This window comes from Microbacterium sp. Cr-K32 (assembly GCF_000708345.1).
Lineage (GTDB): Bacteria > Actinomycetota > Actinomycetes > Actinomycetales > Microbacteriaceae > Microbacterium > Microbacterium maritypicum_A.
This window is the reverse complement of sequence record NZ_JARD01000028.1, coordinates 342,587-368,116: the sequence shown is the minus strand read 5'-3', so window position 1 is coordinate 368,116 and position 25,530 is coordinate 342,587. Positions and strand designations below refer to the sequence as shown.

27 protein-coding genes are annotated in these 25,530 nt (G+C 67.4%); 13 read left to right on the top strand and 14 right to left on the bottom strand.

Annotated features, from left to right (window positions below; genetic code table 11):
* Positions 1-34 precede the first annotated feature (34 nt).
* The gene (locus GZ64_RS0116245; protein ID WP_051668123.1) at positions 35-1,540 is read left to right on the top strand and encodes a SpaH/EbpB family LPXTG-anchored major pilin; all 1,506 of its coding nucleotides are present in this window, start codon (positions 35-37) and stop codon (positions 1,538-1,540) included.
* An 84-nt stretch (positions 1,541-1,624) separates the two neighbouring features.
* On the top strand, positions 1,625-2,596 hold the full coding sequence (locus GZ64_RS0116240; RefSeq protein WP_081859780.1) for a class C sortase: 972 nt from the start codon (positions 1,625-1,627) through the stop codon (positions 2,594-2,596).
* Here GZ64_RS0116240 and GZ64_RS19530 read toward each other — a convergent pair.
* Positions 2,524-3,606 (bottom strand): hypothetical protein, encoded by a 1,083-nt coding sequence (locus GZ64_RS19530; protein ID WP_029267637.1) that lies wholly within the window; start codon positions 3,604-3,606, stop codon positions 2,524-2,526. The two genes, GZ64_RS0116240 and GZ64_RS19530, sit on opposite strands and share 73 nt — an antisense overlap.
* Entirely contained in the window at positions 3,603-4,901 is a 1,299-nt protein-coding gene (locus GZ64_RS0116230) for a sensor histidine kinase (RefSeq protein WP_029267634.1), read from the bottom strand. Before GZ64_RS0116230 ends, GZ64_RS19530 begins: the two co-directional genes overlap by 4 nt.
* A 177-nt stretch (positions 4,902-5,078) precedes the next feature.
* On the opposite strand from GZ64_RS0116230, the gene GZ64_RS0116225 reads away from it, so the two are divergent.
* Positions 5,079-5,774 carry a response regulator transcription factor gene (locus GZ64_RS0116225; protein ID WP_081859779.1) on the top strand — a complete coding sequence of 232 codons (696 nt, stop codon included), beginning with the start codon at positions 5,079-5,081 and terminating at the stop codon, positions 5,772-5,774.
* A 76-nt stretch (positions 5,775-5,850) separates the two neighbouring features.
* Here the strand turns inward: GZ64_RS0116225 and GZ64_RS0116220 are convergent, their stop codons facing one another.
* The 3 genes from GZ64_RS0116220 to GZ64_RS0116210 all read right to left on the bottom strand — a co-directional run bounded on the left by GZ64_RS0116220 (position 5,851) and on the right by GZ64_RS0116210 (position 7,782).
* The gene (locus GZ64_RS0116220; protein ID WP_029267630.1) at positions 5,851-6,135 is read right to left on the bottom strand and encodes an SHOCT domain-containing protein; all 285 of its coding nucleotides are present in this window, start codon (positions 6,133-6,135) and stop codon (positions 5,851-5,853) included.
* Positions 6,132-6,569 carry a hypothetical protein gene (locus GZ64_RS0116215; protein WP_029267629.1) on the bottom strand — a complete coding sequence of 146 codons (438 nt, stop codon included), beginning with the start codon at positions 6,567-6,569 and terminating at the stop codon, positions 6,132-6,134. Before GZ64_RS0116215 ends, GZ64_RS0116220 begins: the two co-directional genes overlap by 4 nt.
* 271 nt (positions 6,570-6,840) lie before the next feature.
* Positions 6,841-7,782: a LysR family transcriptional regulator gene (locus GZ64_RS0116210; protein WP_029267628.1), complete on the bottom strand. Its 942-nt coding sequence runs from the start codon at positions 7,780-7,782 to the stop codon at positions 6,841-6,843.
* A gap of 122 nt (positions 7,783-7,904) precedes the next feature.
* Here GZ64_RS0116210 and GZ64_RS0116205 point away from each other — a divergent pair, with 122 nt between their 5' ends.
* A complete protein-coding gene (locus GZ64_RS0116205) occupies positions 7,905-8,909 on the top strand; it encodes a DUF1852 domain-containing protein (RefSeq protein ID WP_021201299.1) in 1,005 nt (334 codons plus the stop codon).
* Positions 8,910-8,929: 20 nt separating this feature from the next.
* Positions 8,930-9,967 carry a methionine synthase gene (locus GZ64_RS0116200; protein WP_197020542.1) on the top strand — a complete coding sequence of 346 codons (1,038 nt, stop codon included), beginning with the start codon at positions 8,930-8,932 and terminating at the stop codon, positions 9,965-9,967.
* 34 nt (positions 9,968-10,001) lie between these two features.
* Here the strand turns inward: GZ64_RS0116200 and GZ64_RS20090 are convergent, their stop codons facing one another.
* Both GZ64_RS20090 and GZ64_RS0116190 read right to left on the bottom strand, forming a co-directional pair.
* Positions 10,002-10,163: a hypothetical protein gene (locus GZ64_RS20090; protein WP_167255440.1), complete on the bottom strand. Its 162-nt coding sequence runs from the start codon at positions 10,161-10,163 to the stop codon at positions 10,002-10,004.
* Between the two features lie 211 nt (positions 10,164-10,374).
* A complete protein-coding gene (locus GZ64_RS0116190; protein WP_021201296.1) occupies positions 10,375-11,319 on the bottom strand; it encodes an NAD-dependent epimerase/dehydratase family protein in 945 nt (314 codons plus the stop codon).
* Positions 11,320-11,413: 94 nt separating this feature from the next.
* Between GZ64_RS0116190 and GZ64_RS0116185 the strand changes: the two genes are divergently transcribed.
* The 3 genes from GZ64_RS0116185 (at position 11,414) to GZ64_RS0116175 (ending at position 13,802) form a co-directional block, all read left to right on the top strand.
* Positions 11,414-12,046 (top strand): TetR/AcrR family transcriptional regulator, encoded by a 633-nt coding sequence (locus GZ64_RS0116185; protein ID WP_051668120.1) that lies wholly within the window; start codon positions 11,414-11,416, stop codon positions 12,044-12,046.
* Positions 12,043-12,726 carry a type 1 glutamine amidotransferase domain-containing protein gene (locus GZ64_RS0116180; protein WP_029267625.1) on the top strand — a complete coding sequence of 228 codons (684 nt, stop codon included), beginning with the start codon at positions 12,043-12,045 and terminating at the stop codon, positions 12,724-12,726. The genes GZ64_RS0116185 and GZ64_RS0116180 overlap by 4 nt, the downstream gene beginning before the upstream one ends.
* Positions 12,727-12,791: 65 nt before the next feature.
* The gene (locus tag GZ64_RS0116175; RefSeq protein WP_051668117.1) at positions 12,792-13,802 is read left to right on the top strand and encodes an alpha/beta fold hydrolase; all 1,011 of its coding nucleotides are present in this window, start codon (positions 12,792-12,794) and stop codon (positions 13,800-13,802) included.
* A 31-nt stretch (positions 13,803-13,833) separates the two neighbouring features.
* Here the strand turns inward: GZ64_RS0116175 and GZ64_RS0116170 are convergent, their stop codons facing one another.
* The gene (locus GZ64_RS0116170) at positions 13,834-14,877 is read right to left on the bottom strand and encodes a hypothetical protein (protein WP_029267621.1); all 1,044 of its coding nucleotides are present in this window, start codon (positions 14,875-14,877) and stop codon (positions 13,834-13,836) included.
* 59 nt (positions 14,878-14,936) lie between these two features.
* On the opposite strand from GZ64_RS0116170, the gene GZ64_RS0116165 reads away from it, so the two are divergent.
* Complete coding sequence (locus GZ64_RS0116165) at positions 14,937-15,461, top strand: hypothetical protein (RefSeq protein ID WP_021201291.1); 525 nt, start codon at positions 14,937-14,939, stop codon at positions 15,459-15,461.
* A gap of 87 nt (positions 15,462-15,548) precedes the next feature.
* Positions 15,549-15,845, top strand: coding sequence for a DUF7882 family protein (locus GZ64_RS0116160; protein ID WP_021201290.1), 297 nt, complete (start codon positions 15,549-15,551; stop codon positions 15,843-15,845).
* Between the two features lie 141 nt (positions 15,846-15,986).
* Here the strand turns inward: GZ64_RS0116160 and GZ64_RS0116155 are convergent, their stop codons facing one another.
* From GZ64_RS0116155 to GZ64_RS0116145, 3 genes are all read right to left on the bottom strand, one after another.
* A complete protein-coding gene (locus GZ64_RS0116155) occupies positions 15,987-16,217 on the bottom strand; it encodes a hypothetical protein (protein ID WP_021201289.1) in 231 nt (76 codons plus the stop codon).
* A 126-nt stretch (positions 16,218-16,343) separates the two neighbouring features.
* Entirely contained in the window at positions 16,344-16,619 is a 276-nt protein-coding gene (locus GZ64_RS0116150; protein ID WP_029267619.1) for a hypothetical protein, read from the bottom strand.
* A gap of 282 nt (positions 16,620-16,901) precedes the next feature.
* A complete protein-coding gene (locus GZ64_RS0116145) occupies positions 16,902-18,302 on the bottom strand; it encodes a threonine/serine ThrE exporter family protein (RefSeq protein WP_021201287.1) in 1,401 nt (466 codons plus the stop codon).
* A 138-nt stretch (positions 18,303-18,440) separates the two neighbouring features.
* Here GZ64_RS0116145 and GZ64_RS0116140 point away from each other — a divergent pair, with 138 nt between their 5' ends.
* The 3 genes from GZ64_RS0116140 to GZ64_RS0116130 all read left to right on the top strand — a co-directional run bounded on the left by GZ64_RS0116140 (position 18,441) and on the right by GZ64_RS0116130 (position 19,630).
* On the top strand, positions 18,441-18,791 hold the full coding sequence (locus GZ64_RS0116140) for a hypothetical protein (RefSeq protein ID WP_051668116.1): 351 nt from the start codon (positions 18,441-18,443) through the stop codon (positions 18,789-18,791).
* 63 nt (positions 18,792-18,854) lie between these two features.
* The gene (locus GZ64_RS0116135; protein WP_029267617.1) at positions 18,855-19,109 is read left to right on the top strand and encodes a hypothetical protein; all 255 of its coding nucleotides are present in this window, start codon (positions 18,855-18,857) and stop codon (positions 19,107-19,109) included.
* A 32-nt stretch (positions 19,110-19,141) separates the two neighbouring features.
* Positions 19,142-19,630 carry a BLUF domain-containing protein gene (locus tag GZ64_RS0116130; RefSeq protein WP_231479918.1) on the top strand — a complete coding sequence of 163 codons (489 nt, stop codon included), beginning with the start codon at positions 19,142-19,144 and terminating at the stop codon, positions 19,628-19,630.
* 120 nt (positions 19,631-19,750) lie between these two features.
* Here the strand turns inward: GZ64_RS0116130 and GZ64_RS0116125 are convergent, their stop codons facing one another.
* From GZ64_RS0116125 to GZ64_RS0116115, 3 genes are read right to left on the bottom strand one after another with little or no spacing between them, the layout of a single operon-like run.
* Positions 19,751-20,368, bottom strand: coding sequence for a TetR/AcrR family transcriptional regulator (locus tag GZ64_RS0116125; protein WP_021201283.1), 618 nt, complete (start codon positions 20,366-20,368; stop codon positions 19,751-19,753).
* A gap of 25 nt (positions 20,369-20,393) precedes the next feature.
* Positions 20,394-22,574 carry a YhgE/Pip domain-containing protein gene (locus GZ64_RS0116120; RefSeq protein ID WP_029267615.1) on the bottom strand — a complete coding sequence of 727 codons (2,181 nt, stop codon included), beginning with the start codon at positions 22,572-22,574 and terminating at the stop codon, positions 20,394-20,396.
* Positions 22,571-25,474, bottom strand: coding sequence for a YhgE/Pip domain-containing protein (locus GZ64_RS0116115; RefSeq protein WP_029267613.1), 2,904 nt, complete (start codon positions 25,472-25,474; stop codon positions 22,571-22,573). The genes GZ64_RS0116120 and GZ64_RS0116115 overlap by 4 nt, the downstream gene beginning before the upstream one ends.
* Positions 25,475-25,530: the final 56 nt, after the last annotated feature.

Genomic DNA, 25,530 nt, shown 5'->3' with positions numbered 1-25,530 from the left:
TCACCCGCCCTTATCCATAGAAAGGCAGTTCCACATGAACGCCACACACCGACGCGGCATCGCCGCGACAGCGGGGGCCGTGCTCCTCGGCGTCACGCTCCTCACCTCTGGCGGCAGCGCCTGGGCGGCCCCGCAGGACTACGGCAACATCGACGAGGACCGCACCGGTTCGTTGACTGTCCACAAGTACCTGCAGCAGTCCGAAGCGGTCACCGGCGACCCGAGCCAGGCCCCGGCCGAAGGTGCATTCAGCGACCCGGTCGCCGGCGTCGGGTTCACGATCTATCCGCTGCTGCGCGACGGGGTCGCGATCGATGTGACGGATGGTGACAGCTGGGCGGATCTCTCCGGCCTCACCCCCGGCGCGGCGTGCACCGCACCGGCGGGGCTCTCCCTGGGCGCACCTGTGGTCATGCCCGATACGGACAGCAGCGGCACCGCGACAGCATCGCTCCCTTTGGGGGCTTACCAGGTCTGCGAGACCACGGCACCGGCCGACATCATCGACAGAGCGCAGCCGTTCATCGTCGTCGTCCCCACTCCGCACCAGAACGGCTGGGTGTACGACGTGCACGCCTATCCGAAGAACTCCGCCGGCGAGATCATCAAATCCATCGAGCAGCAGTCGGATCTGGGCCTCGGGTCCGTCGTCACGTTCCCCGTGACCGTGCCCGTACCCCGGATGGGCGACGCCTGGACAGGTTTCGCGATCCGCGACGTCCTCGACTCCCGCCTCACCCCTGTCGATCCGGCCGACGTCACGGTCACCGTCGACGGAGCACCGCTCGACAGCGTGTACTACACCGTCGTCAACGCCGGACAGGAAGTGACATTCGCGATGACGGCGGAAGGGCTCGCCTGGCTCGACGAGGGCCCCAACGCCCACGTCGGAGCAGAGATCACCGTCGCCTTCTCCGGCACGATCGAGCAGATCGGCGACGGTGAGATCCCGAACACCGCGGTGTTCTTCCCCAACAACCCCGACTTCGACCCTGCAGCCAACCCGTCGCTGACCTCGAACGAAGTCAAGACCTCGTGGGGTGACATCACGCTGCTCAAGCGCGCCTCGGGCACCTCTGGCGCCACCGGCACCCTCAGCGGCGCCGTGTTCGAGATCTACGCGGCATCCGACCCTTACGCGGGCGACTGCACCGCATCGACGGCGACAGGAGCACCGATCAGCGTCGATGGGCAGACCTCCTTCACCAGCGGCTCCGATGGGACGATCGTCATCGGCGGACTGTTCGTGTCGGACAGCGTCAACCCGGCGATCGACGCCACCCAGCGCTGCTACGTGCTGAAGGAGACCGTCGCGCCTGCCGGGTACGTGCTTCCGGCAGATCCCTTCACGCCCGTCGCCATCGAGCGCGGCACGGTCACGACCGACAACATCGAGATCGAGAACTCGCAGCCAGGGATCCCGGTGCTGCCCTTCACAGGCTCGGACGGTCAGCTCCTGCTGGGCGTCGCCGGAGTCGGCGCTCTCGCCGTCATGATCGGACTCATCCTCGCGCGACGCAAGAAGTCCGCGAACGCCTGATCCGTGATCTGAGAGCGGTGGCGACGACGACCCTTCGACATCGCCACCGCTCTCGAGAGCATCCGCCGCAGAGATCGGAATGACATGCGCAGACGCTGGAGCCCCCGTCCTCTGACATGGGCGATCACCCTGTGCGGGGCGATCGCGCTGGCGGCAGGGCTGTATCCGTCGGCGGCGACCTGGATCTCGTCCTACGACCAGTCGCTCGTCATCCGGAACGCGGCGACGTCGATGGGCGACATCGAACCGGCGCCGACGCACCAGCTCGAACAGGCGCGCGCCTACAACGCTGCACTCGTCGCGGGCGTCCGCCTCGACGCCGGCGGAAACGTGCCCGTCGTGGCCGCCAACCCCGCCGGAACCGCGTTGGTGTACGACCAGATGCTCGTCGCGGCTGATGACGGGCTCATGGCACGCATCAGGATCCCCTCGATCGGCGTGGACCTCCCCGTGTTCCACGGCACGAGCGAGCGGACCCTCCGGCGCGGCGCCGGCCATCTGGAAGGCACGCACCTGCCCGTCGGCGGCGACAGCACCCGCGCCGTCATCACCGCACACCGAGGGCTCGCCGAAGCTGCCATGTTCACCGCTCTCGACCGCGTCGCCGCGGGCGACGTCTTCACGGTCGAAGTCTTCGGGGAGCCGCTGGTCTACCGCGTGCGAGACGTGCAGGTGATCGATCCCGCAGACTCGGCGACATTGCTCCCCGAGCCGGGGCGGGACCTGGTCACCCTCATCACCTGCACCCCGCTCGGCATCAACTCGCATCGCATCGTCGTCACCGGCGAGCGCATCACGCCCACACCTCCCGACGCTCTCGCCGCGGCAGGGGATACACCGGAAGGTCCCGGTTTCCCATGGTGGGCTGTCCTCCTCCTCGCCGGAATCGGGGCGCTCTCGCTCTACCTCGGGCGGCGCGGGTTCCTCGACGCGCCGCGTCCCGATTCAGCGGCCGCCGACGTTCGAGGGCACGCCGCCGGAAGTCACGGGAGAGATCGGGGATCGGTGATGCCACGGGGGCGTCCTTCCGCGTCGAGAACGACCGGGCCGTCCTGATCCGCTTCGAGGAGTCCTGAATCGTCCTCGCTTCCCCCGTCTCCCGCGCGATTGAGCAGCACGGACACCGCGATGGGCTCGCTCGTGCGCCGAGCGAGCAGACGGACGGTGATGTCGTCGCCAGGAGAAGCGCGGCGCACGAGGTCGCCGAGCGCCGTCGCGAGCTCGTCGCCGATCACGTCGTCCGGATCGCCGACGTCCGTGCTCGCGTTCAGGAGCAGGACGTTCACACCTTCGCGACGCGCGGTCGCGATCGCTGTGGTCAGCTGCGGATGCTCGAGCGCAGGGCAGCGGATGTGGTCGCGCAACGCGGCTTCTGCGGCGCGGACCTCGGCGTGAAGATCGTCGGTGAGCACGCCGGTGCGGACGATCTGCTCGAGTGCGCTGTGAGCGCCCGAGGACGCGATCGAGTTGCGCATCCGCAGCTCCGCGAGGGCACGCTCGCGCTGTTGTAGCTCTCGCAGGGCGGTGCTGGCGCGCGCGCGGAATCCGCCTTCTCTGCGGCTCAGTCGCCGCGCGTAGCGAAGCCACACGAGCGAGACCATGAGCAACGCGATCGGGTAGACGTCGATGACGTACATGAGCCCCGGAGAGGGCGCGACGAGCACGACAGCCACTGCGCGGACCGTGATGAGTGCGAATCCCACAACCGCACCGAGTATGCCGTCGCCGAAGAGGATCACCGCGCTGCACAGTGCGATCGCCACCGAGAACATCGACGGTTCGTAGGCCGGCGTGTCGATCAGGACGACGACGGACGCGGTGATCACGGCGCCGGTGAGCATGAGCGGCACGTGCAGGCGGGGTCGGCTGAGCCCGCGTTTCCAGGGCGCGAGCAGGCCGACCAATCCGAGGATGGCGCCGAAGAGTGCCGTGAAGAGCGCCCAGTTCTCAGGGTGGGCGAAGCTGCCCTTCTCGATCGCGCTGGCGACCGGGGCCGAGATGATGAGAAAGCCGATCCACAGGAGGGGAAGGCGCGCGCCGAGACCGACGAGTGTGGGGGAGGTCATGAGGGTGCGCCTTCGTGCGGACGCGCTGAGGCGTGTTCCTGCATCCCCGTCGGTGCGGGCCGGCGCCAGGCTAGACGGACGCGGGTCGCTCGTCCAGGGGCGCTGTCGATCACCGCGTCCCCTCCGGGAAGGTCGGTCATGCGTCGGACGATCGACTGGCGCACGCCCATCCGGTCGAGGGGAACGGTGGCGAGATCGAAGCCGGGGCCGTCATCTTCGATCATGAGGTCGACACGGTCCGGTCGAATCGATCCGGTGACGCGCGGCGTGGTGCCGGCCGCGTGGCGCAGACTGTTGCGAACCGCCTCGCTCATGGCATCGCTGACGGCAGAGACGACGGCTCCGGGGACCGTCGCCGAACCATCGGCGCAGCGCACCTCCACGAGTTCCACCCCGAGCTGCGCTGCCGTGCTCACGATGACCTGTTCGAGCACAGCGAGTGGTTGTTCGATCGAGTGGTCTTCCGTGCGTGCGTCGAGTGAGCGCAATGCGCCGCGAGCCATGTCGACGACCTGCTCGGGCAACACCACGGGATCGCCTCGAAACCACAGTGCTGCGCTGTTGAGGGTTCCGAGCACCGTATCGTGCGCCAGCCTGGCCAGCTCCCGTTCCTTGAGAAGTCGGGCCTTCGCCGATGCCGATGCCTCCGTGCGCTGTCTCCACCGCTCCTGCACGGCGAAGTAGGAGATCATCCGCGTTCGGAAGATGAGCAGGAGCATCGGGAACGAGACGTTGGTGAGCTGCACGATGAAGGCCGACGCCGCCGAGAAGGGAAGCTGGCGGTACTCCAGCCAGAAGCCCACCACCGGACCGAGGGCCAGCGCGCCGCCGAGCAGATTCACCTGGACGAGCTGGAGCGTCGTCGTCGATGTGCGCGAATGGGCCACTCGCAGGGCGAGGAGCGACAGATACACCGCTCCGAGCAACCAGGTCATCTGCCAGATCTCGTGCGCGGCGGGAATGCTCGGATCCGCCGGTCTCGATTCCGCGAGGAATGCCGTCGTCTGCAGCACCGCACCGAGCGCCGGGATGACGACCCAGGCGTGCTCGAGGAGCCGCACGGTCAGCACTCGGGGCGGGGCGGCCGCGATGAGGAGGAACAGCCCGGCGAGAATCACGTGTCCGCTCAACCACCATCCGGCATAGCGCGACTCGCCCGGGACGACATTGATGACGAGCCACATCGCCAGAATCGTCAGGCCGCCGGCTCCGAGCAGACGGCTCAGCCTGCGATCGAAGCCGCAGAGCTTCCTGTCAGAGGCGCGATCTGTCGCGGCCTTGGTCGTGCCAGACATGATCGGGACCTCCGCTCAGAACGCGCCGCTCGTCCAAGTATCGACCGAGATGGCGCGTCGAGGGGGCACCGCCCTGACGTGAAACCCCTCGAACGGGGGGTTTCGCCGGCGGTGGCGGTCTTCCCGCCCGGCCCGCTTGCTAGTGTTCCGCTGAGGTCCGCATTCTGAGGGAGTGGGATGACACGGCACATCGACCGGGAACGACAGGTGGGCGACTCTCGCGAGGGAGATCGTCGCAAGAGCATCGCCGTCGGCCTCGTCGACGATCATCCGGCGATGATCCTGGGGATGTCGGCCGTCATCAACACCTTCCCCGGTATGCGCGTCGTCGGCGCGGCAAGCACCGTCGAGGCACTCTTGGCCGGCGGCGGGAAGTTCGACGTCGTGCTTCTCGATCTGCAGCTCGCCGATGGCAGCACCCCGCGCACGAACGTCGAACGCCTCACGGACTCCGGAGCGGCGCATCAGACTCGCGTGGTGGCATTCACGAGCGGCGAGAACGCGAGACTCGTGCGGGAGGCCGCCCACGCGGGTGTGTCCGGCATGATCCGCAAGTCGGAATCACCGGAGCGGATCATGCGGGCGATCGAAGCCACCACGCGTGGTGAGACGATCGCGACGCCGGACTGGGCGACCGCTCTCCTGGAGGACACCGCCTTCGTCGACGCGCATCTCACGCGCCGAGAAAGCGAGGTGCTGGCCAGATACGCTTCAGGTCAGACCGCCGAGCAGGTCGCGAAAGCCCTTTTCGTCTCGCGTGACACCGTTCTCGATCACCTTCGTCGCATCCGTGGGCGTTACGCCGCTGTCGGGCGCCAAGCCCCGACCAAGATCGATCTGCACATGCGCGCCGCTGAAGACGGTCTGGTGTAGCCGGGCGAGCGAGATCATCGCGACGGCACGAACCGCTCGGCGTCCCGTGTGTCCTCCGATGCAGCCGCGCCTCGACTCAGCCTGCGGAGAGCACACGCTGTTTCTGAGCGAGGAACTCCTCCTCGGTCAGAACGCCAGAGTCGCGTAGCTGGCCCAGCTGGGTGAGTTGGGCGATCGTGGTCGACGTCAGCGCGGGGACCGAAGAAGCAGCCGGTGCGGTCTGCGTCGATGCCCCGACCTCGGGCCCGACTGTCGGGCCAGCGGCGTCGTGCGCCGCCCATCGCTGCTGCTGGCGCCGGTGGGTGTTTCCGATGACCCGGGTCGCGACGCTGGCACGAGCGGCGGTGCGGAGCAGGCTCATTCGATGTTCTCCCCTTCGATGATGGTCTCGAGATCGGCGATGTCGACGGCTCCGGTGAACATCTCGACGCCTCCGGAGAGCGCAAACGCTTCGGCCGCCGCGGCAAGCGAGCGGTCTTCGTAGATGATGATCAAGGCGTACTGCCCGGCTTCGAGCGCGGTGGCTATGCCGGCGAGGTCTTCTGCGTCGAGCAGGTTCGACTGCGTCGCGGCCAGCGCGGCGATGTCGTCGTCGCCGAGGTCCAGCACTTCCCGAAGGGGTATCCGCAGCGGGCGATCGTCGCTGTCGCGCCGCACCGCGTCGATGTCGAGCACCTCGATCCCGCCCGTGGCGACACGGTCGCGCACGGCGATCATGCCCGACTGCAGCGAGGCACCGGACGGAAATGCGAAGACGACGTAGTCGACGGGCCCTGCGAAGGTGGGGGTGGCCACGGGGTACTTCTTTCCTGATCACGAGAACACGGTCAAGTTCATCGTAGGAAGGTGCGTGGTCGGTTGCCCCGGTCCATAGCACGGTACCCCTCGTTGTGGGGGTTCCGCCCGGCTCGACTTGTCCGCGGCAGCAGGGGCGTTCGATGCTGTCTCTGGGTCCCCCAGCCCGATCGGTGACTCCCTCATCACCGACCCGGGGCGGGCTGCCGCGGTCGTTCCCGCACGCTGCCCGCCCCGACAGTCCTGGGGCGGTCCTGCAGGAGCATCGACTTCAGCCGAGCAACTCCACCCCGAACTCGGAGACCACCGTGCGCAGTTCGGCGAGGTAGCGCTGTGCCTGCTCGGTGAGGGGGATCGCCGCATGCCCGATCCAGCCGATCTCGATGTTCTCGTCGACGTCGAGCGGGATGGCGACGATCTCGGGGTCGAGGTCGTCGCTGATGATGCCCGTCGAGATGGTGTAGCCGTCGAGGCCGATCATCAGGTTGAAGATGGTCGCGCGGTCGGAGACGCGGATGTCCTGGGGGCTGGAGAGGGTGGAGAGGATCTCCTCGGCGAAGTAGAAGGAGTTGTTCGCACCCTGGTCGAAGGTGAGCCTCGGCACGTCGGCGAGATCGTCGAGGGTCACGCGATCTCGGGTGGCAAGGGGGTTCTTGCGGGAGATGAAGATGTGCGGCTGTGCGACGAAGAGCGGGTGGAAGGTGAGCCCGGAGTCGCGGAGCAGCTTGTCGATCACGTTGCGGTTGAAGTCGTTCCGGTAGAGGATCCCCAGCTCGCTGCGGAGCGTGCGGACGTCTTCGATGATGTCCCACGTCCGCGTCTCCCGCAGAGAGAACTCGTACTCGGCAGCCGAGGTCGCCTTCACCATCCGCACTAACGCGTCGACAGCGAACGAGTAGTGCTGGGTCGACACTCCGAGCAGGCGTCGCGACGGCGGACGACCGAGGTAGCGCTGTTCGAGGAGCGCGACCTGCTCGACGACCTGCCGGGCGTATCCGAGGAACTCCACACCGTCGGTCGTGAGCGTCACGCCGCGGGCGGAGCGGAGGAGGAGCACGCGCCCCACTCTGCTCTCCAGATCCTTCATCGCCGCCGACATGGTGGGCTGGGCGACGTAGAGCAGGTCGGCGGCGGCGCTGATCGATCCCTCCGCAGCGACCTCGATGTAGTAGGTGAGCTGTTGTAGGGTGATGCCGCTCGAACGCTTGGCCATAGATTCAGCCTATGTCACGGCATAGTTCGCGCGCATTACCCGATGGGCGCCCGCACTCGTCATCATGGAGAAACCCCCGATCGAGGCCGAGCCCGGCCGATCATCCCACCGATTGGCCGCTCATGGCATCCGAATTCACGTTCCGCATCACGACGACCCGTTTCGACGAGGACTACTCGCCCTCCGACGATTCCCGCATCACCACGAACTTCGCCAATCTGGCGCGCGGCGAGCACCGTCAGCAGAACCTCCGCAATGCACTGACGATGATCGACCGGCGGTTCAACGATCTGGCGCACTGGGACAACCCGAGCCGTGACCGCTACACCCTCGAACTCGAGATCGTCTCGGTCGCGATCCAGTTCGCCACGGAGGGGGAGGATCGGGAGTTCCCTCTTCTCGAGGTGCTGGAGGTGACCATCGTCGACCGGTCGACGGGCACGCGCACCCAGGGGATCGTGGGCAACAACTTCTCGTCGTACATCCGCGACTTCGACTTCAGTGTGCGGTTGCCGGCGGCCAGCGAGGCCGCGGGGGGTTTCACCGTCCCCGACGACTTCGGCGATCTGCACGGCAAGCTCTTCCAGCACTTCCTCGATTCCGAGGCCTACCGGGAGCGCTTCTCGCTGTCGCCCGTCATCTGCATCAGCGTCTCGACGAGCAAGACGTACCGCCGCACCGAGAACCACCACCCCATCCTCGGTGTCGAGTACGAGCAGAAGGACGGCTCGCTGACCGACGAGTACTTCGGCAAGATGGGCCTCTCGGTCCGGTACTTCATGCCGCGAGGCAGCGTGGCCCCGCTGGCCTTCTACTTCCGCGGGGACCTGCTGAGCGACTACACCAACCTCCAGCTCATCGGCACGATCAGCACGATGGAGACGTTCCAGAAGATCTACCGTCCGGAGATCTACAATGCGAACTCCGAGGCCGCGAGCATCTACCGGCCGACTCTGGAACAGCAGGACTACTCGGTGACCAAGATCGCCTACGACCGCGAGGAGCGCAGCAGGCTCGCGGCCGAGCAGGGGCAGTACGCCGATGCGCACCTCATGACCCCGCACGGTGAGCTGCTCGAGCAGTGGGCCGCCGGCACCTCCGCCGCATCCCTGGTGGCCGTCGGATGACGAACCAGAGATCGTCGATCGTGCGCGAGCTGCTCCCCACCTCGATCGTCGGCAGTCTGCCGAAGCCCTCCTGGCTGGCCGAGCCGGAGACGCTCTGGTCTCCGTGGAAACTGCAGGGCGACGCGTTGATCGAGGGTACGCAGGATGCTCTGCGCATCGCCGTCCAAGAGCAGCGCGAGGCCGGCATCGACATCATCAGCGACGGGGAGCAGACCCGACAGCACTTCGTCACCACGTTCATCGAGCACCTCTCCGGCGTCGACTTCGACCAGCGCGAGACCGTGCGGATCCGCGACCGATACGACGCCAGCGTGCCGACGGTGGTCGGGGCCGTGAGCCGCGAGAAGTCCGTGTTCGTGGAGGATGCGAAGTTCCTGCGTCAGCAGACCGATCAGCCGATCAAGTGGGCGCTGCCCGGCCCGATGACGATGATCGACACTCTCTACGATCGTCACTACAAGAGCCGCGAGAAGCTGGCGTGGGAGTTTGCGACCATCCTCAACCAGGAGGCGAAGGAGCTCGAAGCAGCCGGGGTCGACATCATCCAGTTCGACGAGCCGGCATTCAACGTCTTCTTCGACGATGTGCAGGACTGGGGCGTGGCGGTGCTCGAGCGAGCGGCGGAAGGACTGCGCGCGGAGACCGTGGTGCACATCTGCTACGGATACGGGATCAAGGCGAACACCGACTGGAAGGCGACCCTCGGCGCGGAATGGCGGCAGTACGAGAAGTCCTTCCCGCTTCTGCAGCGCTCGATCATCGACACCGTCTCACTGGAGAGCCACCACTCGCACGTTCCTCTGGACCTCATCGAGCTCATTCGAGGAAAGAACGTCATGCTCGGGGCCATCGACGTGGCCAGCCCGACCATCGAGACCCCGGACGAGGTCGCCGACACCCTCCGCAACGCCCTCCGATTCGTCGACGCCGACAAGCTCATCCCGAGCACGAACTGCGGCATGGCTCCGGTGTCGCGTGACGTCGCGCGTGGCAAGCTCCGAGCACTCAGCGCGGGAGCCGCCATCCTTCGCGACGAGCTCGTGCCCGCAAGGGTCTGAGGCTCCGGCGAGGAGGCGGCTCCGGCCCGATCGGTCACCCCCCGGACGGGTTCTCGAGCGGCTTCCCGTTCTCGTCGGTCGTCTCCGCCTCGAGCACCTCTTCGGTGTCGGGACCGTCGTCGGGAGCGCCGCCCGATGCGGTGTCAGCTTCTTCGTCGGGGCCCGGTGTGCCCTGCGTGTTCTTCGGGTCGCTCATATCCGTCTCCTTCGTTCGGTCGTGAAGCTACTCCTGACGGAGGGGGAGCGTCAGGGGGTTGACCGCGGCGATGAATCGCTCTCGGATCGGTGAATCGTGATGGCGGACTCACCGTGTGAGTGCGGTCGAGTTCCGGGATGAGGCGCGGTCGAACGCGTAGGGACGTCCACGAGCCCGTGGCACCGACGAGCGGGCGGTAAGCGTCGCCCCGTCAGAAGCTCGACGCGACCGCTTCTTCGCGGATGATGTCGACGCCGCGACGGTAGCTCGTGACCTCGAACTCCGGGAATCGCCCGACGAACTTCGATGAGTCGAACCTGTTGTCGTGCTCGTACCGCGGCAGGAGCTCTCTGATCTCACGCGCCTGGCGAGACGCGAGACCGGCCGCGCTCAGCGCCCACTTCGGGACGACGGTGTACCCGGACCCGGCTGGTCGACCGAAGGCGGACTCTGCCATGGCGACGAACTGTCGATAGGTGGGACGGTCGGAGTCTGTGGGGAGGTGCCACGTCTGGTGAAAGGTATCGGCGGCGTTGCCCAGCGTCGCGAGGGCACGACTCGCGTCCGGCGTCCAGATCAGAGTGCGCTGCCGGTCGTCGCGCACCGGTAGGAGCGGACGTTTGCCGCTCTTGATCCTGTCGATGACGAGCGCGTTCGTGAAGCTCTGCGTTCGCCCGGGGCCGTAGAACTCCGGCGCGCGGGCGATCAGCACGGGGATGTCGCCGCGCGCCATCTCGTCGAGCACCATCGACGCCATCGCTGCACGCACCCTGCCCTTCGGGCCGACCGGTTCGAAGGGCGTGTCCTCGGTCTGCAGCCGGTCATCCTGCGGGTACATGTAGGTGTTGTCGAAGTAGGCGAAACTCGCGCCGGCGGCGCGGGCCGCGTCGAGGGCGTTCCTCACCATCGTCGGGAACTGCCGTTCCCACAGCTCGGTGTCTGCGGGCAGGCCGGCGGTGAAGTAGACGACGTCGCTGCCGTCGACCGCGGCGGCGGTCTGTACGGCGTCGAGAAGATCGGCTCGTACGAGGGTGTCGGTGGCGTTGACCTTGCGGGGGTTGCGGCTGACGAGTCTGAGGTCGGACGTGTGGTTCCGGTTCAGCTCGCGTGCGAGTTCCACGGCGATCTGTCCGTTCGCGCCCAGTATGGTCTGCATTCCTCGACTCGACTTTCGATTGCGGCGTTTCGATTGCGATATCCGACACGGTATGTTTACACTGCTTACATGATCGTACGAGGGGATGTTATCGGTGTCAACTTCTGAGAAGACCTACCATCACGGCGATCTCCGTGCAGCTCTTCTGGATGCGGCGATACAGGCTCTCGAGGCCGGGGAGCCGTTTTCGCTTCGCGCCGTCGCGCGTCGGGCGGGGGTCTCGCCGGCCGCCCCGTATCGGCACTTCGCCGACCGGGAGGCCTTGGACTCCGCCGTCGCGGTCGAAGGTTTCAAGGACCTGCAGGCCGACCTCGCCTCCGCTCTGGACCGAGTCCCCGCCGCCTCGCCGGCGCCCGCCGTCATCACGCAGCTCGGAATCGCCTATGTGACCTTCGCCTTGCGTCGTCCCGCGGTCTTCCGGCTGATGTTCGGCAACGAATGCGACGAATCCGACAGCGACCGTGTGCGGGCGTCCCATGGGTTGCACGCCGTGTTGAATGACGTGATCGAAGCGCTGTTCCCCGGGGCTGACGCACCGAGCCTGTCCACGGCTCTGTGGAGCATGGCCCACGGCCTCGCCTTCCTGCACCTCGACGGCAAGTTCCGTCCCGAACCCGCCGAAGCGGTGGCTGAGCGGGTGCGGTCGTCCGTTGCCGCGATCTTCGCGATCGCCACCCGTGCGGCACCGCCATCGGCGGTCGATTCGATCCCCGGGAGACTCGCATGACCAGACGCATCCTGCACGTCGTCACCAACGTCGGACACTACGACGACCCCGACCACCCCACCGGGCTCTGGTTGTCGGAACTCACCCATGCATGGGAGGTTTTCGAGGAGCGAGGTTTCGAGCAGCGGATCGTCAGTCCGGCTGGCGGGCCCTCGCCGCTGGAGCCCCGGTCGCTGAAGTTCCCCAACTACGACAAGACCGCGAAGGCATGGCGTGCCGACCCCGCACGCATGGCGTTGCTGGCGACCACTCTGCGGCCCGACCACGTCGATTCCGCCGACTACGACGCGATCTTCTTCACCGGGGGTCACGCGGTGATGTACGACTTCCCGGAGAGTGAAGGCCTGCAGCGGATCACACGGGAGATCTGGGAGCGGGGAGGGATCGTGTCCTCGGTCTGCCATGGCTACTGCGGTCTGCTCAACACGCGACTCTCGGACGGCTCTCTCCTTGTCGACGGTCGCAAGGTCACCGGCTTCGCCTGGCAAGAGGAGGTGCTGGCCCGTGTGGACAAGCTCGTGCCGTACAACGCGGAGGAGGAGATGAAGAAGCGCGGCGCCCTGTACGAGAAGGCGCTGCTGCCGTTCGTCTCCTATGCCGTCGTCGATGGGAATCTCGTCACGGGCCAGAACCCCGGCTCCGCGAAGGAGACGGCAGAGAAGGTCGCCGCACTGCTCTGAACGCGTCGGCGAGCGAGAGGGCGGCGAGAGGGAAGACCGTACCCACGTCTCGCTAGTGTGACGGCATGACCGACGAAAACGGTCCCGCAGTGATCGCCGATCTCTGCCGCCTCCCGAATCCCGAAGCGATCGATCGCACGACCTTCGTCGAGCTCGGCGGCGTCGAGCAGTTCGTCTCGATTCGAGGGCGCGATACCCGCAACCCTGTGCTCATCGTCTGCCATGGCGGCCCGGCCCTCCCTTCGCTGCCGTCATCGTGGATCTGGCAACGCGCGGTCGAGGACTACTTCACCGTCGTGAACTACGACCAGCGCGCCAGTGGGAGGTCTGCGGCGGGGGCGCACGACGGGATGGATCTGAGCGTCGAGCGGTACGTCGAAGACCTCGAGGAACTGATCGCCTGGCTCCGGCATGAACTCGGGGTGAGCACGGTCGGCGTGCTCGGGCACAGCTGGGGAACGATCATCGGCCTCACCCTGGCGGAGCGGCGGCCGGACCTGCTCTGGGCCTACATCGGGGTCGGGCAGGTGATCTCCGGTCCGGAGAACGAGGCCGAGAGCTTCGGTTTCGCGATGCGCAGCGCACTCACGGACGGGAATGAGCAGGCCATCGCCGAACTGCAGTCGCTCGGCGAGTATCCCGGCACGCAGCCTCTCACGATCGAGCGCATCGTGACGTGCCGGAGATGGGCGCAGCACTACGGCGGACTCTCCGCCTACCGCTCGGACTTCGCCTACTTCACGGACGCGGCCGGGCTGTCGCCGTATTACACGGCTGATGAGCGGGCATTGGTCGGCGTCGGACAACAGGTGACCATGCCCCACGTGCTTCCGGCGCTGCTGTCCTTCGACGCTCGTGCGAAGACCTCGTTCGCGGTGCCGATGCTGCAGTTCCTCGGACGCCATGACTGGACAACGCCGACGGCTCCGGTGGAGCGCTGGATCGACGAGGTGTCGGCGCCGTCGGTGGACGTCGTCTGGTTCGAGAACTCCGCACACCTGTGCATGTTCGAGGAGCCGGGGAAGTTCGTCGTGAGCCTCGTGGATCTGGCACTGCCCCATGCGCCTTCCGCCTGAACGGGCGGCGGGGTTCACGCGTGACGTCGACTCACAGGTCGGGCGTCTGCACCTCGGGGCTGTCGATGCCGTCGAACGTCGGAAGCAGGTAGCGCTCCGCGTCCTCCCGGCTCATCGGGTGCAGCGACGGGATCAGAGCGGCGATGTCCTCCGCGGTCGCAGCGTTCGATCCGCCGACACGTTCGGCGTCGTACCCGCCGAACGCCATGATCCACATCGTGGTGCCGGTGCCCGCGTCGTAGCTGTAGACGGCAGTACCGTCTGACCGCGACCACTGGTCGCCTGCTCGCACGCACCACGACGGCAGCTGGTCGGGACCCCGATCCCACTCCCGCCCGGGTCCGCCGATGAAGTTGCACGGCGCGAGGGGGTCGGGTTCGACCGCGTTCCACTGGATGATGATGCGTGCGACGGAGCCGGTGTCACTGCGCACCCAGGTGGCGGCATCCGTCCCGGTCGCTCTGACTTCGACGTTCGACCACCCGGCGAGGTCGGTCACGAGCGGGAACTTCCCCGACCTCATCCAGCTCGCCTTCACCTCGGCCGAACGGTCGGCCTCGGCATTCGCGCGATCGACGGCCGCGGTCTCGGTCGGTGTCGGGACGAGGGCCAGCACGGCCACCAGCGCCGCGGCGGACACCGCGCCCGCGACCCGCAGCGGCATCGGCCCGAGGAAGATTCCCAACGTGAGAGCCGCGAGAGCACACACCGCAACATGCAGCAGGGCATCGGTCTGAAGAGCCAGAGGACCGAGGGTGCCGCGCACGAGCCCGAACGCGCCCGCGCACGTGAGCACCCCGGAGGCAACCACTCCGCCGAGGATCGCCGGCCGTCCCGTGAACGCCGTGCTCAGGAGCGCGATACCGCCTGCGAGCACGGCGAACGCGATGAGGATCGCCGTTATCAGGACGAACGGCAGACCGCCGAAGAGTGCGACGACCGTTGCGTAGGACACCGCGTAGTCGATCAGAAGCATGAGCGGGATCGTCAGTCCGATCACCGCCAGCGAACGCCCGGCCGTGGTCCGCGGAGCAGACCGGGCTTCGACGACCGCGCTGTCGCTGGGACTCACCATGCGTCGAGGCTACGACATCCGACATGGGCCCGCGGGGGATGGCTGATAATCTGCGGCGCATGCAGTTTTCCGACGACGGGCGCACCCACGACGAGGAGGTGGGGGTGGACACCGCGTCGATCAAGGAGCGGGTCTATGCCACGTTCACGGGGCTCGCCATCGTGCTCGTCCAGAACTCGAACGTCGCCCACACCGACGCCGGTCGCGCGACCATCACGCTCCTCGTCGGAATCGTCGCGATCGCCATCGCCGGATTCGTCGCGGAGCTGCTGGCGCACCTGGCCGTGCATGCGACCTTCCCTGACCGCCGCGAGTTCGGCCGACTCCTTCGTCTGACCGGGACGGCGATGGCTTCAGCGGCGGTGCCTCTCCTCGTCCTTCTCCTCGCTGTACTGGGGTGGATCGATCTGGGAACCGCTCTCACGATCGCATCGATCACCTACGTCGCGATCCTCGGACTGATCGGCTACGTGGCCGTACGCCGGACCGACGCTCCATGGTGGAAACAGGCCATCGCGCTCGGAATCCTCGTTGCGCTCGGCAGCGTTGTCGTTCTGATCCAACAGCTTGCGCACGGACACTGAGAGGCGACTGCCTGGTGGTGGCCGTCCGGCCTCGATCACGCGTCGACATCGGGCTCGGAGACGCGCAGAGGCGCGTATTCTCGGAGCATGGGAACTCTCGAGTACAACAGTTCACGGCCTCCGATCGTGATCGACGATGCGACGTTGGCGCACCTGAAGATCGTGATCGGCACCAAGCTCCGTCGACACGAGAGCTTCATGATGACGTGGCTGCCGGAGGAGAAGAACCCTGCCGGTCGGCTCACCATCTGGATGCACCCCGCGATTCCGCTGGCGCTCGCCTTCGACGGCTCCAAGATGCCCGAGATCGACACCAAGCGCATCGAGCGGATGATGGAGAACCTCAACGCCCGCGGAGAACTCGTCCTCGATCAGCTCGGCTAAAAGTGATCGGCGAACAGTCGGAGATCGTTCCCGTCCCCGCCGTCCGCCCCCCATTTGTCCGAGCCCGGCACCCATTTCTCTGAGCCCGAAGCCCGCGTCACCGTCCCTGGAGCGGGAGCATGCAACGGCGCTCCACTCCGGTCAGTCGCGTCGAGCATCCTCGGCGTGAACACCCTCGGAGCCACCGCCCGTGGGCGGCACCGTGGGAGGGGTGCCCTTGCCCTTCTCCGCACCGAGGTTGTCGTTCTCGTCCTCGTTCTCGTCGTCGTCCTCGTCTGTCTCGGGGCCGTCGTCGGTCGAGGGCATGTCGGGATCGATGCCTTGGGCTTCGACTGCGGGTGTGTCGTCCGTGTGGTCCTGCGGGTCTGACATCATGTTCTCCGTTCACCGAGGTGGATTGATCGCCCAGTCTTGCCCCTGTGAGGCGTGCACGTCTGCCCGTTGACAGGCGTGCGCGAGCGAGCGGAGAATCCCGCCTGCGTGAGCGTGATCGCCCGGTCAGGCGGTCGCGAGGGGCGGATGATGCGGGATCGGGATCGGTCGGCCGGCGCGGCGCGGCGCATGGAACCGCTGGACGTCTTCCCACACGTCGGCGGCAGTCATGTACGAACTCGCGAGCGGGAGGTCTCGCAGCCAGACGACCTCCACCTCCGCGGCATCGACCTCATAGATGCACGCGACCGTGCGTCGCGAGTCATTCTGGGCATAGCGGTGATCGAGGATCAGCCACTCGGTTTCGGTGATCTTCCTCAGCTCGAATCGGGGATCGGGCATTGTGAACAACTCAACACTCCCATCGGTGGACCGGTATCGGCTGCCGAGGAGCGCACCACCCCGCGCGGCGCGGTGCATGCGTCCGCGCGGTCAACGGGCGCTCTTCAGCCCGCCAGAATTCACTGGAATTGTAATCCGGACCGATATATTGCTCAACCCGCGGTGCTCGCGGTGCACCGAGTGCACGGCTTGCGCGCGAGTGCACGGTCTGTCGACGCGAACACCCCGTGCACTCGGCGAGATCCCGTGCACTCGACGAGCAGGTAACACCGTGGGCGCCGATCAGCGGCGGACGCGGGCCCGCGTCTTCGCCACGCTCGCGAGCGTGGCACGCACCGGGGTGCCGAGATAGAGGCCGAGCGAGGCGCCGGAGGCCAGGCCGATGCCGATGACCGCCGCATCGATGAGCGATCCCCCCGCGAGCAGCATGCCCGTGGAGGTGCCGGCCGCGTGGACCATCTCGAGCAGCCCCTGGAACACCGCGACTCCGGGGACGAGCGGCACGATCGCGGCGGTGGTCACCGCGACCGAGGGCACGTGCAGGTTGCGTGCGATCAGCATCCCGAGGAAGCTCGCCAGCAGGGCACCGACCGCGCTCGCCGCCGCGGGGTGCAGGTTCAGCGCCACCGATGTCGAGTAGCCGGCGAGGGTGACAGCGCTGAGCAGCGCGCTGACGAGGATGATCCGGATGCCGGCACCGTTGAACACGGCTACGGCGACCGCGATGATGATCGCTCCGGCGAACTGGTTCACGAGCGGTCCGAACGGCGCGGGGTCGTCGGGGAGGTCCATGGTGAAGCCCAGGACGCCGCCGAGTTCCAGGCCGACGAGGATGCCGATCACCACGCCGAGGGTCTGCATGGTGAGATCGAGGATGCGTCCGCCGGCCGTGAGGGCGAAGCCGTCGATCGCGTCCTGCGCGGCGCCGACCACGGTCAGGCCGGCGAGCATCAGCACGATGCCGGAGGCGACGATGATCGACGGGCGGATGCCGACGAACGGTTCGATCCCGGCGGTACCGAGCGCGGAGACCACGACAGCCACGACCGTGGTCACGAATCCTCCGGCGATCTGGCTGAAGAACAGCGGCACCCGGAGTCGCGCGAGCCCCGCCTGTGTCAGTGCCGCGCACAGCGCCGCGACGAACGTGAGACCGACGATGATCGGGGCGGCGCCGAGCATGATGCTGACGCCGACGGCGAGCAGGGCGCGCGCGACGATCACGACCGGCTGCTGGTAGCGGAACGGCACCCGCCGGATGGCGCGGAACGTGGTGCGCGCGGATTCGAGGTCGAGGCCGCCGTCGATGTCGGCGACCAGGGCCTGCACGCGCTGCAGCTTCGCGTGATCGGGAGCGGTGACACGCACGACGCGCACGAGGGTCTCGGGCCAGACCTCGCCGCTCAGATGGAACGACACCGTGATCGAGTTGTAGGTGACGTCGACCTGCACGCCCCGCATCCCGTAGGCATCGCACACGCGGGTGATCGCGAGCGTGACCTCGTGTGCTGAGGCGCCGACGGCGAACATCGATTCACCGATGCGGGTCGCGAGATCGAGCACCCGGGGGACGGTGCGCTCGTCGATGACGGGCATCGCCTCGGTGTGCGCGACGGCCGAGGGATCGGTGTGCAGCAGACGGCGCACGGAGGAGAACAGCGGCCGGCGGGATCTCGCGGACATATGCTCCATTCTCCCGCCCGGGCGCGTGATCGGGGGAAGGCTGTCCGGTCGTGGGCGCACTCGCTCACGGTTAGCGCGTCGGACGTGGTCCGCACAACCCCCTTGGGGCCTGCCCCGCGTGATGGCACCGTCGAAGACATGAAACTCGTATCGTACGCAGGCCAACAGGTGGTCACGACGGACGACGTCGCCGAGGCGCTCGTCGCTCTCGCCGCCGCCCTCGCGAGTGAAGGGGAGTCGGCGGCTCTGCGGCTTCCTATCGTGGTGGACGGGAAGAAGGATTCCGCTGACCTGATCGTCGGCGTCGGCAACGATCTGCTCGTCGGTCCGCAGACCTCCGACGGCGATGACCCCGACTTCTCCGAAGACGCCGCCCAGATCCGCATGCACCCCCTGTTCCCGCAGCGGACCGCCGGCGACGACGAGGACGACGGCGGATTCGGGATTCCCGCGGTCGACATCGACATCGAGCACGGTACCCGCGCTTAGCGCACCCGCGGGGCCGCTGTAAAGGGGAGCGCGGTGAGCGCGCCGCACGCATATTCTGCTGGGGTGCCGCACTCTGCTCAACCTGATCATGACGTCCTCTGGGCGTGCGTCGAGGAGGGCTTCCATGTCGGGAGCCGCCGCGGCGACTTCCTCGGATATGTCGACAGGCAGGCGGGCGGCGCGTATCGCGCGTTCGACGCCCGGTCCCGTATGCTCGGCGACTTCGCGACGCTGGCAGCAGCCACGAACGCGGTGGAGCAGCTGACGGGGGAGCCCTCGCCGACGGTCCACGACGGTGAGCAGGGGGTGGCGCTGTGAACGGCGGCACGGCACCCGGGTTGATCTCCTTGGTGTACACGAGCACCGCGTCTCAGCCGCTTCGCGCGACGGCTCTCGAGCATCTGCTGACCGTGTGTCGACGTCTCAATCTTCGACGGGGCATCACCGGGATGCTCCTTCACCGGGAGGGGCGGTTCATTCAGGTGCTGGAAGGGAATCCGGACACCGTGGCGCGCGTGCTCGAGAGCATCCGAGGGGATTCCCGACACCATGATCTGCGGGTGCTCCTGGAGGAACCGATCCGCGAGCGTCGGTTCGCGGACTGGACCATGGGCTATCGGCCACTGCAGCGCCGCGGGAGTGCTCCCACCGGGTACCGGGACTCGTTCGCAGATCTGGATACGGGGTCGGATGTCGGCACAGCTGTGAGAGCGTTGACCGAGCTCACGCTCTGGTTCCGTGTGCGCGCGGAGGACCGGTCCTCATCGTCGGTGGAGACGGACCCGGATGAGGTCCTGGATGAGGACGGGGTGCCGCGGCACGACGACGCGATCGTCTGAGCGGTCACGCGTCCGGGCCGGCCGGGCCGGGAACGGTACGGAACAGTCCCCTCGGCCCTGCTCCAGAGCCCCGCACTGCGCGCAGATCTCGGTCGTAGATCTCGGTCTCGGACGCAGGGTTCAGTCCTGCGCGAAGACCTCTGGGTGTGCGGCGATGAGCTCGGCCTGCTCGGTCCATGAGAGGCCCACGATGCTCAGCACCACGCGGACGACGGTCGAGTCTGCGTCGGTCGTGGTGAGCCGCAGTTCGCGCAGTGTTGCTCTGGCGGTCTCCTCGATGAGGAAGGCGAGCAGATCGGCTGGCATGTCTCCCCGGAACGCCCCCGAGTCCACTCCGACGCTGGTCAGATCGCGGATGCGGCGACGCAGCGGCGCCAGGGCGAGCACCGTATCGGCCAGATGCGCATCGTCGAGGGCGATGTTGGCCGAGGCGCGCACGGCGGAGGCCTCCCGCCACAGCCGTGTCGCCATCCGTGCCAGGGTCACCCGGGGGTCGGACTCGTCGGTCGTCTCGGCGATCGCGTTGAACCGCTGCGCACCGACCGCGATCACCTCGCGGAGCAGGCTGTCGCGGTCGGCGAAGTGGCCGTAGACGGCGCGGCGGGTGAGGCCTGCCGCCTGCGCGATGACATCGAGCGACGCCGTGGGGTTGGTCGCGAGCACCGACTGCGCCGCGCGCAGCAGGGCCTCCCGGTTGGCCAGGGCGTCGCGTCGACGCGGCGGGTTCGGTGCGGTCACTTCGGGTCCTTCGGGGGCGCGGGGATCAGGACATCAGCTTGGTCGACGCGAGCGCCTCGACCAGTTTGCGGTTGTAGGTCATCAACGGACGCCGCAGCACGAGTCCGAGGAGCAGCGCCGGAACGATGAACAGCGCGAGTGCGCCGAGCGCCCACCAGAAGTCGGCCTGGTAGACGCCGGCGATCGTCGATCTCACCATGTTCACGGCATAGGTCGCGGGGAGGAAGGGACTGACGCTCTGGAACCAGTCCGGAAGCAGCTGCAGGGGGTACGCACCGCCCGACCCGGAGATCTGGATCACGAGCAGCAGCACGGCGAGCGCCTTGCCCGCGTTGCCGAACGCGACCACCGCCGTGTACACGATGAGCGTGAACACGGTCGAGATCGCCCACCCGGCCAGAATCAGCAGAAGCGGATGCGCGGGTTCGATCTGGACGAAGAGGATCAGGCCGAGCGTCAGCAACGTGCTCTGCGCGAGACCGACCAGACCGAAGATGCCGTAGCGGCCGAGGTACTTCTGCGTCGGCGTGAGTTCGGGGCGGTCGGGGAGCGTCTCGGCGTTCACATCGACGCGGATCGTCACCGTCATCAGAAGGGCACCGACCCACAGGGCGAGGATCATGTACAGCGGGGCCATGGCCGCACCGAACCCGGCCACGGGGAAGACCGCGGTGCGATCGAGGCGCACGGGCTCGGCGAGCGACGTGGCCAGCACACCCGGATCGGCGCCGATCAGCGCGCTGAGATCGCCGGTGTCCGCGGCCTTCGCGATCGACTGCTGCACGGTGTCGAACCTGTCGGCCAGGGCGTTCAACGATGCGGACAGCTGCGTCGTGGCCTCCTGCGCTCGCGACAGCGTCGACAGCACGGAGTCGGATGCTCCGGACAGCCCGGAGGTGATGCCGGACAGGTCGGAGCGGATCGCCGACACATCGGACCCGATCTGCGTGAGCGTGGACGACAGGGCGTTCAGCTGCGCCTTCAGCCCGTCGTCGTAGGTGCTCCGGGCGTCGGCGATCGCCTTCTTGGCCTCGGCGATCGCCGCCGTGATCTCCTGGTGCGAGCTCTGTGCCGAGTCGTTGCCGGCCGCGATCTCGGTCGCCGCAGTCTGCAGGCGCTGCTGCAGCGCCTGCTGCCGCGCGATCGCCTCGTCGAGTCGGCTGATCACGGCGTCGAAGTCGGGCTGGGCGGATTCGGGAAGGTTCGGTCCGACCTGCGTCACCAGCGTGTTCTTCACCGCGGCATACTGATCGATCTGCTGCTGCACGCGCTCCGCGAGCGTGGTGATCGCCTGCACCTGGCTGCCGCTGAGCGAGGCGGCACCTGCGTAGAGCTCGTCGATGCGCTGGCCCACCGCGTCGTAGCTGTTCGATGTGGCCGCGAGGGCGTCCGCCAGCGACTGCGCCGCCGTCTGCAGGGTCGATTTCAGCGTGCTCGCCGCATCCACTCCGCTGCCGAGAGCGCCCGAGGTGTCCGAGAACGCGTCGCCGGCCTCGTCGACCAGGGCCGACGCGCTGTCCAGCAGCGGTCGGCTCGTCTCGAGCAGGGCCGTGAACGTGTCGGCCGTGCGCGCGCCCGAGCGCAGCTGAGCGCCCACGCTTCCCAGTCGAGTCTCGATGCGCGTGAGCGTCGCCTGCGTGTCTTCATCGGTGAGGTAGTCCGACATCGACGAGACGAGGCCGAGCGCCACGTCGCCGAGTGTCTCGGCGAACGTGTCGCTGATCGCGGACGACACTCCCTCCGCGCCCTGGCCGGTGATCTTCGGCGCCAGGGCGTTCTTCTTCTCGTTCGTGTAGAGCGCGATGTGCGTGCGGTCGCCGCCGTCGGCGTAGAACGTCAGCATGTCGGCGCTGAACGTCTCGGGCAGCACGATGGCGGCGTAGTACTCGCCCGCCTTGGTCCCATCGATCGCGTCGTGCTCATCGGTGATCACCCAGTCGAGCTGGTCGTTCCCGCGGAGCTGGGAGAGGACCTGCTCGCCGACGTTCACCCGGATCGGGACCAGGTCGCTCTCGTACCCGGCGTCGGTGCTGGCGACGGCGATCTTCAGGTCCTTGGTGTTCGCGAACGGGTCCCAGCTGGCGATGACGTTGAACCAGGTGAACAGGGAGGGGATGACGACCAGGCCGAACAGAACGATGCACGCCATCACGTTCTGGGTCGCGTGACGGATGTCGCGAGCCGTCAGGTGCAGGATGTCCTTCACGCGCGGTCCTCCCCTTCTGTGGGCTCGTCGTCGGCGGGCTCGTCGTCTGCGGTGGGTGCTTCTTCCTCCGGGGGGAGCGGGTCGTCGGCCGCCTCGGTGGCGGTCGCTTCCTCCGTCGGCTCGGAAGCCGCGGGGTCGGCCTCCGGTTCCGCTTCCGTGTCGCCGGTGGTCTCCGACTGTGCTTCCGGATCGAACCACTCCGTGAGCAGTGCGTCGGCCTCGGCGCCGGCGAGCGGCGCCTCGGAGGTGTCCCGGTCATCCGCCTCAGCGGGTGCGACCGGTGCGACCGGGGCGACCGGGGCGACCGGTACGTACGGGACGGTGGCGGACGACTCATCAGCCGTGGGTCGCAGAACCGCTGCAGGGCCGGCGGGGCCGGCGAGAGCGAGCTGGCGCAGTTCGGCGTCGTCGAGAGCAGCGACCTCTGCGCCGTGCTCGAAGCTGTGCTTGATGTACTCGATGGCCACGAGGAACCCGATCACGAGCAGTATCCAGAGGGTCCACAGTCCCAGCAGCAGCGCTTTCGATCCGGGGAGCGCCCAGGTGAGGACGCCGAGAACGACGAGCCCCGCGACACCCGTGAGCACTGTCGCCTTCAGCAGCGTCGGGTAGCGGCGTGTGAACGGCTCGGCCCGCCGAGCGAGGTCGTCGCGGTACTCGGCGCGGTTCGACAGCGCCCGGATGACGTCGGTGAGCCGGTATCCGCTGCCGACGACCTGCACCTTCTCGCCGATGAGGAGGTCGGTCGAGAGCACCTGCCGGTTGAAGAGCAGGGTGAAGTTCGCGAGGCGGCGACGCAGGACGAGTCCAAGGAGGAAGGCGAGGGCGACGAACACGGCGAGGGCGCCGAGGAAGCGCCAGTAGTGGCCGTCGTAGAAGCCCCCGATCGTCTCCCGCATGGCGTCGATGCCGTAGGAGAATGGGAGGAGGGGATAGATCGCACGGAAGAATCCGGGCATCAGCTCGATCGGGTACAGGCCGGACGCACCGGGGATCTGCATGATCACCAGCAGGATGCACAGACCGCGGCCGACGTGCCCGAACGCGACGCAGAGGGCGTAGATGATGCTCACGTACGCGAGGGCGATGAGCACACCGGTGCCGACGAACGCGGCGGCGCTCACGGTCTGCACGCCGATGATGAGGTTTCCGATGCACACGATCAGCGCCTGGCCCACGGCGAGCGTCGCGAAGAGGAAGAAGCGGCCGAAGTAGGCCTCGCGCACCGTGACGCCCTCGACGCCCTCCGTGTCGACCTCGACGCGGAAGATCACCATCAGCACAAAGGAGCCGATCCACAGCGAGAGGTTCGTGAAGAGCGCGGCCATCGCCGACCCGTAGGTGTCGACCGGGAACACCAGGTGCTCGTCGACCTCGACCGGAGAGGAGATGAACTGGGCGATCTGCTCGGGTTCCAGATCGGTCAGGGTACCGAGCAGGCCCCATTCGGATGCAGCGTTTAGCGCGACGACGTCGGTGCGCGACGTCTGCAGACCCTGCTCGATGCCCGCGAGGTCGTTGTCGAAGCTCTCCAGTGCCGACGAGGTGGCGACGAGTTGCGAGTCCAACCCTGCCAGCAGCTGATCGGCCTGTGCGAGGACGCCCTTCTGCGCGTCCAGCGCCCCTGAGAACGATCCGACGCTCGCCGACAGCTGCGACATGGCGCTGTTCAGTGAGGGGACGGTGCGGGTGAGGATGTCGCGCATCGCCGATGAAGCGTCGCGGGTGTCCTGCATCGCCTGGTCGACCGCGTCGGCTGTCGCCTGAACGGAGCGCACCGTGTCGGAGGCGGCGGTCTTGAGGTCCTTGAGGTCGGCGAGCAGCTGCTGGTCGGTGGCGTTGCGCTGCTGCAGCGAGGCGATGACCTCGGTCAGGCGCTGCTTCGTGTCCTCGCTGAGATCGGTGTCGTCCAGGAGCGCCTGCAGCCGGGTGACCGCAGCCTCGTTCGCCTTCAGCACGTTCGAGACGTCGTCGATCCCGGCGTCGATGCGCACCCCCGCCTGCACGAGGCTCTGGGTGAGACGGGTGATCGAGACGTTCGCCTTCGATGAGACGTCGGCGAGCAGCGTCGTGCCCCGCAGGAACGCGGTGGTGGCACTGTCGCTGAACGCGATCACCTCCTTCTGCGTCTCCGCGATGATCGACTGCGTCTGGGCGAGCGACTTCTGCACATCGCCGAGCGTCTTGTCGACGTCGCCGAGCGTGTTCCGTGCGGACGAGAGCGTGCCGCGCGAGGAGGCGAGCCCGTCCTGGGTCTCGGCGAGGTTCTCGCGGGCCGAGGCGAGTGTCTGTGTCGCCTGGTCGAACGCATCGAGGGTGTTGTCCCTCGCGTTCAGCAGCCGCAGCTCGGTGGAGTCGCCGACGTCCTTGAGCGCGTTCGTCGCCGCGAGTGCCACCTGCTCCTTGAACGCGCTCGTGACCTGCTTGTCGAGCTCGGAGGCGCCGACGTCGGTGATCTTCGGCGCGATCGCCCCGGCCTTCTCGTTGACGTAATACTGCAGCGACGGCTGCGTGAAGTCGCCGCTGGTGATGCTGAGCAGGTCTTCGCTGAATGCGGCGGGGATGACGATGGCCGCATAGACGTCGCCCTTCTTCACGGCCTCCTGGGCCTCGTCTTCGCCCATGAAGGTCCAGCCGAGCTGGTCGTCGTCCTCGAGCTGCTCCGTCACCTGCGCGCCGATGTCGATGTGGCCGGTGAGGTCGGAGGTGGCGCCCTCGTCGAGGTCGACGACCGCCACGCGGATGTTCGCGGTGTGGGCGTAGGGGTCCCAGAACGCGTTGATGTTGAACCATGCGTACAGGGCAGGGGTGATGAGCACCCCGATGATGATGATCCACGCTTTGGGGACGCGGGAGAGTCTCTTGACGTCGCGCTTGTAGACCCGCCAGCTCTGTTTCACAGGACGAGTTTACACATTACGTGCACATCAACGTGCAAGTTAGCTGGAAGCGGGTG